The sequence below is a fragment of the Ruegeria sp. R14_0 genome (genome assembly GCF_017743975.1).
GTDB lineage: Bacteria > Pseudomonadota > Alphaproteobacteria > Rhodobacterales > Rhodobacteraceae > Ruegeria.
In genome coordinates, this window is record NZ_JAGHRC010000002.1 from 438,203 (window position 1) to 450,943 (window position 12,741).

Below are 12,741 nucleotides of genomic sequence, written 5' to 3' on the forward strand. Positions count from 1 at the left end.
ACGTCAATCTAACGCTGAGAATTCGGGAGGGAGAGTTCGCCATGACTGCGTACCCAAACATGCTGGCCCCGCTGGACCTGGGCTTTACCACTTTGAAGAACCGCGTCCTGATGGGATCGATGCATACGGGCCTTGAAGAAACCGGCGACTGGAACCGCGTGGCCGAGTTCTATGCCGACCGCGCCCGTGGTGGCGTCGCGCTGATGGTGACGGGCGGGATTGGTCCGAACCTTGAAGGCTCGGTTCTGCCGGGGGCGTCGATGATGACCAACGACAAAGAGGTCGCGAACCATTCCATCGTGACCCAGCGCGTGCATGAGGCGGGCGGCAAGATTGCGATGCAGATCCTGCACGCAGGGCGCTATGCCTATGGTCCGAAATGTGTTGCCCCCAGCCCGGTGAAATCCCCAATCTCGCCCTTTCCACCGAATGAGTTGGACGAAGAAGGGATCGAAAAGCAAATCGCTGACATCGTGAACGCCGCTGTTCTGGCCCAGAAGGCGGGTTATGATGGGGTCGAGATCATGGGCTCCGAGGGGTATTTCCTGAACCAATTCCTGGTGACCCACACCAATAAGCGTGAGGATCGCTGGGGCGGATCATACGAAAACCGCATGCGCCTGCCGATTGAGGTCGTTCGCCGTACCCGCGAGGCCGTGGGTACCGATTTCATCATCATCTACCGCCTGTCGATGATCGATCTAATCCCCAACGGCTCGACCCATGAAGAGGTCGTTGAACTGGCCCAGCGCATCGAAGAAGCAGGCGCCACGATCATCAATACCGGTATCGGCTGGCATGAAGCTCGGATCCCGACCATCGCCACCTCTGTTCCGCGCGCGGCCTTTGCCTGGGTGACGAAAAAGCTGATGGGAAAAGTGTCGATTCCGGTGATCACCTCGAACCGGATCAACACGCCCGAGGTTGCGGAAGAGGTCCTGTCGACCGGCTGCGCCGACATGGTGTCACTGGCGCGGCCAATGCTGGCCGATGCGGATTTCGTGAACAAGGCCATCGCGGGTGAGGCCGCGACGATCGCGCCGTGCATCGCCTGCAACCAGGCCTGCCTGGACCACACGTTTAGTGGCAAGCTGACCTCGTGCCTTGTGAACCCGCGCGCCTGTCATGAGACCGAACTGGAAATCACCACTGCCGAAGCACCAAAATCAGTTGCCATCGTCGGCGCGGGCCCGGCGGGCCTGTCCACTGCGATGACCGCAGCGCAGCGGGGACACAAGGTGACCCTGTTCGACCGCGCCGCAGAGATCGGTGGTCAGTTAAATATGGCCAAACAGGTTCCGGGCAAGGAAGAATTCTGGGGTCTGGTCGATTGGTATCGCACCATGCTGAACGATCTGAGCGTGAACGTGGAACTGAACCGCGACGTGACCGCAGACGACCTGACCGGCTTTGATGAGGTTGTCATCGCCACCGGCGTCACACCCCGTGATCCTCAGATTCCGGGTCAGGACCGGGAAAACGTCCTGAACTATATCGATGTGTTGCGAGACAAGGCCGAGGTTGGCAAATCCGTTGCCGTGATCGGGGCTGGCGGCATTGGGTTCGATGTGTCCGAGTTCCTGCTGGAGGACGGCCATAGCATCACCACAGACCTGCCCGCTTGGATGAAGGAATGGGGTGTGACCGATCCGGCCGAACACCGCTCGGGGTTGGCACCAGAAGGTCCACAACCAACGGCACCCGCGCGCGACATTACCCTGTTGCAACGCAAGAAACAGGCACATGGCAAGGGGCTGGGCAAGACCACTGGCTGGATTCACCGGGCCACGCTGAAAATGAAGGATGTCAACTTTGTTGGTGGCGTGAACTACGAGCACATCGACGAAGATGGCCTGCATGTGAGCTTTGGAGAAGAACGCGCCGATCCGACCGTGATCTCTGCCGATACGATCGTGTTGTGTTCCGGTCAGGTCTCCGAGCGTAGCCTTGCCGACGCGCTGATCGAACGCGGCATCACTCCGCATGTAATCGGCGGCGCAGATGTGGCCGCCGAGTTGGACGCCAAACGCGCGATCAATCAGGGTACAAGGCTGGCAGCTACATTTTGAGGCAATGTCACCCTTGAAATGAGGGAAGCCGTCTCGAAAGAGGCGGCTTTTTTGTGTCGCTTGACTCCTTTGGTACATAAGTACATATGTACTACATGAGTCAGAAAATAGAACGCACGCAAACGGGAATTCGAATCGAAAAGCGCCTGCTGAAAGTCCTTAAAGGACTAGCAGAGTCGCTGGACATGACACTTGGCGATCTGATCGAAGGCATCGCCCTGCACAGTTTTGAAAACAAACCGGCGTTTTCTGAGGAAACGCTGGAGAAGATCAAGCAGCTCAAAAGTGTCTACGACCTCGACTGGACAGCCGAGGACAGCCACCGTTTCAAGGAGGACGGAGAATGAGCACCGATATCACCAGCGCGTTTGAGGCACACGCCATCGACAATACGACCTTCGGGCATGTCGAACACGTGCGGGTCGCGTACGATCTGCTGCGCAAATATGATTTCATCGATGCCGCAGCGATCTACGCCAAAGGCATTCGTACGCTCGCTGCCAAAGCTGGCGCTCCGGACAAGTTCAACCTGACAATCACCTATGCGTTCATGAGCCTAATTGCCGAGCGTCTTGCCAAGACCCAAGCTAAGAACTTCGAAGCTTTCACACAGGAAAACCCCGATCTGATGACCAAGACCGTACTTGATCAATGGTATTCAAAGGATCGACTGAATTCGGCACTGGCGCGTGGTGTTTTCTTGTTGCCTGCCGCCGCTTAGAAAATACGACGGCATCATTACGCATCCTATTCAACGTTGATCGTAATCACCTCGGACACAATCGGGGGTGAATGCGGGACATGGCCTGCGTCACCCAGAACCAGTTGCAGCGTGTGTTGGCCCGCGGGCAATTCAAGCGTCGTTTCGGTTTGACCACCGCCAAAGTGCACATGGTTTTCATCAGCCGGAAGACCATAGGCCAACTCATCCAAGCCATCTTCGCCCTCTCCAATCGGGGGGCGGTTGATCAGCAGATGGTGATGCCCGGTATTCTCCGCCTCGGTGCCCGCCGGGGCCACGCCCATACCGCTAAGTCCAAAGACCACGGTGACCGGAGATGAGACCGTGTCACCGTCCGCAAGGTTCACAAAATAAACCCGTGCATCCGGGTTCGAGGGCGTCTCGCCACCGGCCCAAGCAAGGGTGGCGGATAAACATATGGCTGCGATGGTTAAAATGGCTTTCATGATCTCCTCCGTGGACACAAATTTGCCATTGTCATGTTAACACAATCGACCTCAGACGCCTAAAATCCTTAGGTTTCAGGCTTTGTGGCCATCTTGGAAACCACCGTTTCTGCGTTTCCCATATGCAAACGATCCGAATTGAAACCCTGATATTATCCAATGTCTGCCCTGTTTCCGCCCAGATTGGGCGTCAGGTTTAAAAAAAAGGAATAAGACCTGGGGAACGAGAATGGACAGACTGACCGAAATGGAAGCCTTTGCCAATGTGGTAGACCAGGGTGGCTTTACCGATGCGGCCAAGAAAATGGGCATCTCCAAATCGGCCGTGTCAAAGCATGTTTCAAGCCTCGAGGCCCGTTTGGGTGCGCGGCTTTTGAACCGCACGACACGGCGCGTATCGCCCACCGAAATTGGCCTGGCATATTATGATCGTGCCCGTCGCGTGTTGAATGACGCCGGCGAAGCCGACGCTCTGGTCACCTCAATGCAGTCCGCCCCCTCGGGTCTGCTTCGGATCAGCGTGGCCACGGATTTCGGCGTGAATCACCTGTCTCCGGTCCTCTCGGATTTTCTGGCTGCCTACCCCGACATCACCGTGAACATGGTTCTGAACAACCGTTATGTTGAACTGATCTCAGAAGGGTTTGACGTAGCCGTGCGCATTGGCGAGCTGGAAGACAGCACTTTGCGCGCCCGTAAACTGACCGAAACGGTCAAACGGATGGTTGCGGCCCCCAGCTATATCGAAAAATTCGGTCGCCCGCAGAAGATTGACGATCTGAACGAACACAAGCTGCTGCATTATTCCAGCCAGTCTTCCGGCAACGTCTGGAAACTAACAGCGCCTTCGGGTGAAAAGCGGCAGGTGCGTACCGCCGGATGGCTGAGCGTCAATGACGGCCAGTCACTGCTGAACGCGGCCATTTCCGGCCTGGGGATCGCATACCTGCCCAGCTATCTCTATGCGGAGGCGTTGAAATCCGGTGCCGTTCTGGATGCGATGCCGTCGCTGCCAGATGAGGTTCAGGGCGTCTATGCCGTGTACCCGCCCGGTCGCTTTACACAGCCCAAAGTACGGGCATTCATAGATTTTCTTGTCGACGCCTTTCACGAAAAAGGCCCGATGGATTGGTGAATTAACCTCGGTGAAACTAGATGGCCCGCGTGAATTGCGCGGGTCTTTTTTTTTGCCGATCGAACGCACAAAATTCAGTTTACCAGCAACACCGCCTCAACCCGGCGGTTCAGGTCGCGGCCTTCCGGCGTTGCGTTGGATGTCAGCGGGGCCAAATAACCGATCCCTCGCGCCTCAAGCCGGTCGGCTGCAACCCCATGCGCTTCGATCAGGCGAGCACGCACAGCCTGCGCCCGACCGGTGCTGACCGAGATATTGGCGTCCAGCGCACCGGTGTCATCGGTGTGCCCCACAAGCGCCAAACGAGTTTCCGGGTTTTTAGCCAAAAACTCGGCAATCAGTTCCAGTGAAGAAAATGGCCCCTCACCCAGCGTCATCTCGCCGGTACGGAAATGCAGATCATCCAGGATTACGTGGCCATTCTGTTCAAGTCCGGCAAGCAGGTCCGCGGGCGGTGTCACCGTATCTTCGATCACCAGGGGCGGCGGTGCTTCGGCTCCAACGGGGGTAACGCGGATCAATTGCACATAGCCATCTGGCGGGTTGCGGCTGACCAGCAGGCTCACCACTTCGCCCCCACGAATGGCGGACAGAAAGCGATAATCCTGAATGGCGACGTACATATCCGGCGTTGGCACGACCTCGGTGCCAAAGCGAAAATCGAACCCGCCACAAACGCGCGACTCGCAATCCAGCAGGATCTCGTACCCCTGCGCCTCGATCTGGTCGCGCAGCGGTGCGAGCAGCTGAAGCGTCGTGCTCGAGCCCGATTGCAGACGCCATGTGAACCGCTCGACCTTTCCTTCGACTTCGCGCGCAGGAACAGCGCCGTCCGCGAAGGGACCGATGGGCAGTTCATAGCTGTCCAGCTCACTGGTGCGATCGCTCACCAGCCGCGCGCCTGACGGCAGAGTCAGGTTTTGGGCCGCCCCCTGACCGGCCATCAACACAAGACAGATTGCAGCCGTTCGGATCATCGGGCCTGCGCGTGATATTCGTCGTTCGGGGCCATTGCCGTCGCACTGGCGACCCGGTTCGACATGTTGAAAAAGCCGGTCACATTCGCGATGTCCCAGATGTCCCGGTCGCTGAAACCCGCGTCCCGCAGACGCTGGCGGTCAGGTTCTTCAATCTCGGTGCTGGCGGTTGTCATCTTGGCGGCAAAATCCAGCATGGCGCGCTGCCGTTTGTCCAAGGATGCTACACGGTAGTTCATCACCAGCATCTCGCCCAATTGCGGATCACCGGACAATTGCCGGACTGCCGCACCATGAGCCACTAAACAGTAAAAGCACTTGTTGATCGCAGACACGACCACCGCAATCATCTCGCGTTCCAGTTTTGACAGCCCACTGTCGCCCAGCATCAGGTCGTTATACATGGCCGTAAACGCGTTCAGCTTGTCGATGTCGAAGGCGTAGGCCTTGAGGACATTGGGCACAAACCCCAGTTTATCGACGCAGATGTCAAAGTATTTCTGCGTCTCTGGTGGCAGCGGATCCACCATCTGCAGATCTAACGCGGTGGGCATTGTTTGGTCGGTCACTTCGGTCACTCTCCTTGGGCAAGGTGACGGTAATGGTATTCTCCGCTGATCTCCATCCCAAGCGCGCGGTACAGCCCGTTTGCCCCCTCGTTTGCCTTGGTGCAGATCACGCTCAGCGTATGCGCGCCGTTCTCTTTGGCCCAAAACGCCGCCTTCCTCATCGCCCATTGACCCAGACCCTGGCGTCGATGCTCTGGCAGGATTTCCAGCGCATGCACCATGGCGATCCCGTCGTGGATGGCGACAAAGCCTGTCCCCGCTGGTTTGTCAGAGTGGCGTAGTAACAGACCGGTTTTTGGCACTATGGCGCGGTCCATTATGGCCAGCCGTTCGGGCCCGATTCCCGCTTGTGCCCAAATCTCAACCATGATCGCCAAAGGGCTCCAAATGGTGAAGGCGGTGACTTTTGGGATCGGTTGATCCGTCAGGTGATCGACCGGACACTCGTAAATATTGACCGGATCAAGAATGTCATAGCCGCGATCCGCAAGCTGTTGGTCCAACGCTTCATCACCCGGGCGCAGGCAGAATATCGACCTTTGCCCCATCGCACGCATTGCCTCTTCGGCGGCTGTGATCTCGTCTTCTGACGCTAATCCCATCGCACTGGCGGCTGACACGCGCGAGCCCCCGCCCAATCCCTGCCGCAGTTTGAAAGGCCCAAGTGTCTCGTATCGGGCTGCGGGCCATGTGCCGTCAACGACGGCCGCCCAGTTCCGGCTCAAAGCTCCAGCTCTTTCGCCAACCTTGTGGTGGCCGCGTCAACTTTGGACCCATCGGTACCCCGAACCACCACGTTAGAGCCGAATACGCCGTTCACCTGAAACGGATAGCTACCAATGGCAAGGTCGGGAAAATCGCTGGCAAGAGCCGACAGGATCGACGCAATATCGCCTTCCCCACGGTTGACCCGCAGCGTCTGCGACAACAAGGGATCACCGCCCGTCAATCTGGGCAGAACACTGGCAACCATGGCCTGAAAAATCGTCGGAATCCCCGCCATCACATGCACATTGCCCAGCGTGAACCCAGGGGCCGTCGATACCGGATTGTCGATCAGCGTGGCACCGTCAGGGATACGTGCCATGCGCAGACGCGCTTGGTTCAATTCCAGCCCCGAATTCTCATAGTGACGTTCCAGCAGCGCGCGCGCATCGTCGCGCACGTCGATCGCCGCGCCAAAGGCTCGGGCTATGCAGTCGGCGGTGATATCATCATGCGTTGGACCAATGCCGCCACTTGTGAACACGTGATCGAAACGATCCGACAGGGTGCGCACGGCCTCTTCGATGGCGGCGGCGTCGTCACTGACCATACGGACTTCTTTCAGATCGATTCCCTGTTTCGTCAGCTCCTGCGCGAGGTAGTGCATGTTTGCGTCGCGAGTGCGCCCCGACAGGATTTCATCCCCGATCACAAGCATTGCTGCGGTTGGGTTCGCCATAACCTGTCCTTTCCTGCTGACACCTTGGGCGCAAGATATCGTTCCTGCCGGGCCGAGCAAGGGCCGTGTTTCATCCGCGAAGCACTTCGGTCGGCAAATCCGTTGTGATGCGTTCGAACAGGTCCATATCGTTCATCGACCGCGCCAGGATCATTGCGCCTTCCATGCGGGCAATCATATCGGCGGCGCGAACCTCTGGATTGGGAGTTCCGGCGGCGCGGAACACCGTTTCTAGCCAAACAAGATTGCGCTCAAAGAACTCACGCGTGCGTCGGGCGACCGGATCCGGCAATCTGGCGATTTCAGCACCGAACATTCCGCACAGGCACATGAGGTCCTGTTCGATCAAAGCCTGCCGATAGGCCGCCACATACTGAACCAACAGCTCGGACGGAGTGGACTCGTCCAGACGCCCCAACGCACCCAGAAAGCGATCTGTGTATCGGCCAACCAGCGCCTCACCCAAATCTTCTTTGGTGGGAAAGTGGTAGTGGATACTGGCCGATTTGATCCCGATTTCCGCCGCGATATCGCGGAAGCTAAAGGCATAATACCCGCCTTGCCGCGCCATTTTCTCGGCCACGTCAAGAATGCGGTTGGCTGTATCGGACAGGGGTTTTTCGGTTTTGGGCATCAGCGATCGAACCTGTTTTTTACCTATCAATAGATAGGGGCTTGTATTTGGTTTTGCCAGCCCAATATATCTACCTATCAGTAGATAGGGAATCCAATCATGACACAGCCAACAACTCTTATCATCGGCGGAACCAGCGGAATGGGTCTGGCCACAGCACGTCAAATCGTGGCGCAAGGCGGCCACGTTACGCTGGTCGGCTCGTCCGCCGACAAGCTGGACGCCGCGAAGGCAGAATTCGGTAGCGCCGCCGATTCACAACAGGTCGACCTGCGAAATCCGGCAGCGGTCGATGGGCTGATCGCACAGATCAAAGCTGAGACACGCCACATCCATGGGCTGGTGAACACAGCCGGTACGTTCGCGCCTAAGCCGTTTCTCGAACACACAGGCGAGGACTACGACAGCTACATGGACCTGAACCGCGCGACTTTTCTCATTACCCAGTCTGTCGCTGAAAACATGAAAGCGAATGGCGGCGGCAGTATCGTGAACATAGGCTCTATGTGGGCGAAACAGGCTGTCCGGGCCACACCGTCTTCGGCCTATTCTATGGCCAAAGCCGGGCTTCATTCGCTGACGCAGCACCTTGCGATGGAACTGGCGGAACACGGTATCCGCGCAAACGCGGTCTCGCCCGCTGTGGTGGTGACGCCCATCTATGGTGCCTTCATCGCACCGGACCAGATCGAGTCGACCCTGACCGAGGCATTCGACGCGTTCCATCCGATCGGGCGGGTTGGACGGCCCGAGGATGTGGCAAACACGGTCACGCATCTTCTGTCCGATGACGCCACATGGGTGACCGGAGCCATTTGGGACGTCGATGGCGGCGTGATGGCAGGTCTCGTCTGACCCTTCCCTTGCAGGCGGGCGCGCGCTAAGCGGGGTGGCATGAAGTTTGCCACCCCATTGATCCCCGCCCGCCTGATCCGTCGCTACAAACGCTTTCTGGCTGATTGCCTGTTGGAAGATGGCCGTGAGGTCACCGCCCACTGCGCCAATCCGGGATCCATGATGGGGCTGGCCGAACCGGGGGAAAAGATCTGGTTAGAGCCAAATGACGACCCCAAGAAGAAACTGAAATACGGCTGGCGACTGGTCGACCATGAGAATGGGCACTTCACCGGCGTCGACACATCCGTCCCGAACAAGGCCTTGCGCGCAGCGCTTGAGGCCGGCGAAATTCCCGAACTGGCGGCCTATGAAACAGTCCGCCCCGAGGTGAAATACGGCGAAAACAGCCGTATCGACTTTCTGCTGACACAGCCCGGCCTGCCCGACGCCTATGTCGAGGTCAAAAGCGTGACGCTGTCCCGCGAACCCGGCCTGGCGGAATTCCCCGACAGCGTCACCGCGCGCGGGACCAAACATCTGGGCGAGTTGGCCGCCATGGCGGCGCATGGCCACCGAGCAATCATGTTGTATCTTGTACAACGCACGGATTGCGACCGGTTTGCCTTGGCGGCGGATATCGACCCGGCCTACGCGAGGGCGTTCGAGTCAGCTAAGGCGCATAGGGTCGAGCGGCTGGTCTACGGGACGCAGATATCGCCCGAAGGGGTTTGGGTGGATGCAAACCGGTTTTGTACATAATTCCGGTGATGTGCGAACCTTTCGGGCTTTAATCAGAGAATTCTGAAGCAAGTGCGCGAATCTGAACAATCCGCCCTCAAACTGCCCCAATGCGTCAGCACACACTCTATGCGGGTTTGGCCCGCGCATTGAGTAACTCACACAGGCAAAACCAAAAATCATGAAGTATTTCGCAGCAACCATTATCGCAGCCATTGCCCTGACCGGCTGTTCCGTTGACCCGCAGGCCGCCGCAACACGACGTGCCGCCCTTGTGCAGACTGTATTTCCCAACCCGGCGGACAGGCAGGGCATCGATCTGGCGTTCCCGCTGGAATCCGGCGGGATCTACAAAACGCTTGAGGTCGGCTTTTTCCCGGATGAAGTCACCGAAACAGAGGTCCGAGGCCGCGTCGCATCCTTCTGCGCGCGCCAGAACTCGGCGCGTTTGACAGGCGGTGTCGCCATCAAGAAGGACCTGGGCATCAACAACAGAACGCAAGCAGACGGGTCGGTCCGGCCTGTGCACCAGATTTTCTACTCCTGCGTTTGATCCCGGTCGGTTCGTTGTCAGAGAAAGGCCCCGGCTGCGTTGCCGGGGCCTTTCAAGTGATTGGTACGGGTGGAGACTTACGTGCGAAGAATTGCAGGGTTTGTATTCCTGATTGGTGTTCTAATGATCGCAAAGGCGGCAATGATGGCGCTTGAAACCTATATGACCGACGACCGGAAGGCCGCCACACGCGACGCTTTGAACGCAAGACTAGACGAGGGGGCTGAACAATATGAACGCCGTCGTAAAGACGGTTGCATCCGCCGATGTGGCAGGCTCGCGTCGCTGTCGCATGCAATCGTCACATTGCGCGACGGTATTTTTCTGTCCCTGCCTTTTGATCCTTCAGGAGCGTGACGTAATGTAAGGCAAGAAGTTTTGCTTAAGGGGAGGAGCCAAACCCTTGGCAGAACTTGATGGTGTCGCAATTCGTACATGGAGTCAGAGTTCTTACAACATTGATACACGTGACTGGCCCCCAACGGACTAACGGCACTTGTCAATCTACATGGACGGACAAGTGGAAATCATGATCGTGGCTAAGGCGCCGGCTGAGGACCTTGTTGCGTTTCTGTCCGGGTTTGATCTGTCGCCGTTTGTTGAAGACCTGCCGAAAGTCCCGGACGGCTATACCCGTGGCAAGGGTGTTGTCATCTATGAGCAGGTCGTCGAAACGGAAGAGCGACACGGTGATGACCCTTTTGCGGAGCCGTAGACCTTTTACTGCTCACCGATCATAGAAATGTCATTAGGGCACCTGTCGCCAAACCCTTGAACTCGCGCGCCTTAGCCCCATTTTCATCGGTCGAAACCCACCGCGACTCTGCACCCTCTGGAACTTTCTGCACAAGCAGCGTAAAAGGACCGCTGCGCGCAACATTTGGAGCTTAGCGTCGATGAAAGAACATCGTGGCCGTCTGACCAAGGACGGCATCCGCATTTACGAACAGGGTGACTTTGCCGGCATGCATGCGGCAGGGGCCTTGGCCGCGCGGATACTCGACGACATTGCTGAACATGTCTTTCCGGGCCAGACCACTGGCGCCATCGACGGGCTGATCACGCAAATGGTTGAGGATGCGGGCGCGACATCTGCGACGATCGGCTACAAAGGGTATCAGCACGCCAGCTGTATCAGCGTGAATCACGTGGTCTGCCACGGCATTCCCGGCGACAAGCGGTTGAAGGATGGCGACATCCTGAACATCGACGTAACGGTGATCGTCGACGGCTGGTTCGGCGATACGTCGCGCATGTATGTGGCGGGTAAACTGCCCCGCAAGGCCGAGCGTCTGATTCAGGTGACCCATGACGCCCTGTTCAAGGGTATCGAGGCGGTCAAGCCGGGCAACACGTTTGGCGATATCGGCCACGCGATTCAGGCCTATGTCGAAGCACACCGGATGAGCGTTGTTCGCGATTTCTGCGGCCACGGGCTGGGCCGGGTGTTCCACGCGCCTCCAAACGTCCTGCATTATGGCCGTCCGGGTACGGGTGCTGTGCTGGAAGAAGGTATGTTCTTCACCATCGAACCGATGGTGAATCTTGGCCGCCCCGAAACCAAAACGCTGGCTGATGACTGGACCGCTGTAACGCGCGACAAGTCGCTGTCGGCGCAGTTCGAACACTCGGTGGGTGTGACAGCGAACGGGGTCGAGATCTTTACCCTGTCACCGGGCGACAAATTCCACCCGACCTATTCGTCCTGACCTTCGGCCTGATCCCGTAGCAGTTTCAGCAGCAATGTCTCTGACCCCCACGGCGTAACCGCGTCCTGGATGAAAACAGGTGCGCGCATCGGTTTGGGCTCTGGCCCGGTGGCAGTGTCGGCATCCTTGGAAAGGGCCCAGAGAGGTGGGGTCACAGCGCGATCCATGACCCAAACCTAACACGGTCGCGTCAGATTCCCAAAAGCGAAGGGACGTCAGCCATATCGGTGAAGACCTCTGCCCCCAGATCGGCCAGCTTCTCGGCATTTCCCTGTGGCGCGTAGGCCAGACACCGCATGTCTGCTCGCATCGCCGCTGTCACGCCGTTCTGACTGTCTTCGATCACCACGGGTGCCGCGGCGTTGAACCGTTTTGCGGCTGTCAGAAACATGGTCGGGTCCGGTTTGGCGGTGCCCAGCACATGGGCAGAAAACGCAACCTTGCTCAGGCGGTCCCACAATCCGTTCTGTCCCAACGTGATCTGCATCTTGTCCGGGCTACCATTGGAGGCGACACAGTAGGCTATGCCCTTTGAATCCAGCGTGTTCAGCAAATCCGCGACGCCCGGCATCAGGTCTACGCCATCCCGAAGACGGTCGTAGGTTTCGGCATAGACCTCATCCACCCAATCATCCGGCAGGTCCGCACCCAGTGCGCGCGCCTTGTCACGCACACCAACCATGGTGCCCCCAAGAAAGAAACCGACGCTGTCTTCAAGTGTCAGATTCAAGCCATAGCGGCCCAGATTGTCGACCAGCACCTGATTGGACAGTGGCTCGCTGTCGACCAGAACACCGTCACAATCGAAAATCACCAGATCGTGCATATGAACCTCTCGGATATGCTTTCGATCGGGCGTAACCCACGCGGCTGACGACTACAATTGCG

18 protein-coding genes are annotated in these 12,741 nt (G+C 57.9%); 10 read left to right on the top strand and 8 right to left on the bottom strand.

Annotation, left to right across the window (positions count from 1 at the left end; all coding sequences use genetic code 11):
• Positions 1–41 precede the first annotated feature (41 nt).
• From J7416_RS08225 to J7416_RS08235, 3 genes are all read left to right on the top strand, one after another.
• Positions 42–2,069 carry an NADPH-dependent 2,4-dienoyl-CoA reductase gene (locus J7416_RS08225; protein ID WP_209224234.1) on the top strand — a complete coding sequence of 676 codons (2,028 nt, stop codon included), beginning with the start codon at positions 42–44 and terminating at the stop codon, positions 2,067–2,069.
• Between the two features lie 86 nt (positions 2,070–2,155).
• Entirely contained in the window at positions 2,156–2,416 is a 261-nt protein-coding gene (locus J7416_RS08230) for a hypothetical protein (RefSeq protein WP_247744174.1), read from the top strand.
• Positions 2,413–2,790 carry a hypothetical protein gene (locus tag J7416_RS08235; RefSeq protein WP_209224235.1) on the top strand — a complete coding sequence of 126 codons (378 nt, stop codon included), beginning with the start codon at positions 2,413–2,415 and terminating at the stop codon, positions 2,788–2,790. The genes J7416_RS08230 and J7416_RS08235 overlap by 4 nt, the downstream gene beginning before the upstream one ends.
• 26 nt (positions 2,791–2,816) lie before the next feature.
• Here J7416_RS08235 and J7416_RS08240 read toward each other — a convergent pair whose 3' ends face one another.
• The gene (locus tag J7416_RS08240; protein WP_209224236.1) at positions 2,817–3,257 is read right to left on the bottom strand and encodes a DUF4399 domain-containing protein; all 441 of its coding nucleotides are present in this window, start codon (positions 3,255–3,257) and stop codon (positions 2,817–2,819) included.
• Positions 3,258–3,486: 229 nt separating this feature from the next.
• On the opposite strand from J7416_RS08240, the gene J7416_RS08245 reads away from it, so the two are divergent.
• Positions 3,487–4,392, top strand: a complete 906-nt coding sequence (locus tag J7416_RS08245; protein WP_209224237.1) for a LysR family transcriptional regulator — start codon at positions 3,487–3,489, stop codon at positions 4,390–4,392.
• A gap of 74 nt (positions 4,393–4,466) precedes the next feature.
• Here J7416_RS08245 and J7416_RS08250 read toward each other — a convergent pair whose 3' ends face one another.
• The 5 genes from J7416_RS08250 to J7416_RS08270 all read right to left on the bottom strand — a co-directional run bounded on the left by J7416_RS08250 (position 4,467) and on the right by J7416_RS08270 (position 8,016).
• Positions 4,467–5,369 (bottom strand): OmpA family protein, encoded by a 903-nt coding sequence (locus J7416_RS08250; protein WP_209224238.1) that lies wholly within the window; start codon positions 5,367–5,369, stop codon positions 4,467–4,469.
• Entirely contained in the window at positions 5,366–5,938 is a 573-nt protein-coding gene (locus J7416_RS08255) for a peroxidase-related enzyme (RefSeq protein WP_209224239.1), read from the bottom strand. Before J7416_RS08255 ends, J7416_RS08250 begins: the two co-directional genes overlap by 4 nt.
• 5 nt (positions 5,939–5,943) lie before the next feature.
• Positions 5,944–6,663 carry a GNAT family N-acetyltransferase gene (locus J7416_RS08260; RefSeq protein ID WP_209224240.1) on the bottom strand — a complete coding sequence of 240 codons (720 nt, stop codon included), beginning with the start codon at positions 6,661–6,663 and terminating at the stop codon, positions 5,944–5,946.
• A complete protein-coding gene (locus J7416_RS08265; protein ID WP_209224241.1) occupies positions 6,660–7,382 on the bottom strand; it encodes a molybdopterin-binding protein in 723 nt (240 codons plus the stop codon). Before J7416_RS08265 ends, J7416_RS08260 begins: the two co-directional genes overlap by 4 nt.
• A 70-nt stretch (positions 7,383–7,452) precedes the next feature.
• On the bottom strand, positions 7,453–8,016 hold the full coding sequence (locus J7416_RS08270; RefSeq protein ID WP_209224242.1) for a TetR/AcrR family transcriptional regulator: 564 nt from the start codon (positions 8,014–8,016) through the stop codon (positions 7,453–7,455).
• Positions 8,017–8,115: 99 nt separating this feature from the next.
• Here J7416_RS08270 and J7416_RS08275 point away from each other — a divergent pair, with 99 nt between their 5' ends.
• From J7416_RS08275 to map, 6 genes are all read left to right on the top strand, one after another.
• Positions 8,116–8,871: an SDR family oxidoreductase gene (locus tag J7416_RS08275; RefSeq protein ID WP_209224243.1), complete on the top strand. Its 756-nt coding sequence runs from the start codon at positions 8,116–8,118 to the stop codon at positions 8,869–8,871.
• A gap of 39 nt (positions 8,872–8,910) precedes the next feature.
• The gene (gene sfsA, locus J7416_RS08280) at positions 8,911–9,612 is read left to right on the top strand and encodes a DNA/RNA nuclease SfsA (RefSeq protein ID WP_209224244.1); all 702 of its coding nucleotides are present in this window, start codon (positions 8,911–8,913) and stop codon (positions 9,610–9,612) included.
• 160 nt (positions 9,613–9,772) lie between these two features.
• Positions 9,773–10,144, top strand: a complete 372-nt coding sequence (locus J7416_RS08285) for a hypothetical protein (RefSeq protein ID WP_209224245.1) — start codon at positions 9,773–9,775, stop codon at positions 10,142–10,144.
• 81 nt (positions 10,145–10,225) lie between these two features.
• A complete protein-coding gene (locus tag J7416_RS08290; protein ID WP_209224246.1) occupies positions 10,226–10,501 on the top strand; it encodes a hypothetical protein in 276 nt (91 codons plus the stop codon).
• Positions 10,502–10,652: 151 nt separating this feature from the next.
• The gene (locus tag J7416_RS08295; protein ID WP_209224247.1) at positions 10,653–10,859 is read left to right on the top strand and encodes a hypothetical protein; all 207 of its coding nucleotides are present in this window, start codon (positions 10,653–10,655) and stop codon (positions 10,857–10,859) included.
• Between the two features lie 181 nt (positions 10,860–11,040).
• Positions 11,041–11,853, top strand: coding sequence for a type I methionyl aminopeptidase (gene map / locus J7416_RS08300; protein ID WP_209224248.1), 813 nt, complete (start codon positions 11,041–11,043; stop codon positions 11,851–11,853).
• Here the strand turns inward: map and J7416_RS08305 are convergent.
• Entirely contained in the window at positions 11,841–12,008 is a 168-nt protein-coding gene (locus J7416_RS08305; protein ID WP_348540255.1) for a hypothetical protein, read from the bottom strand. The genes map and J7416_RS08305 overlap by 13 nt on opposite strands.
• A 35-nt stretch (positions 12,009–12,043) precedes the next feature.
• Positions 12,044–12,679, bottom strand: coding sequence for an HAD family phosphatase (locus tag J7416_RS08310; protein ID WP_209224250.1), 636 nt, complete (start codon positions 12,677–12,679; stop codon positions 12,044–12,046).
• Positions 12,680–12,741: the final 62 nt, after the last annotated feature.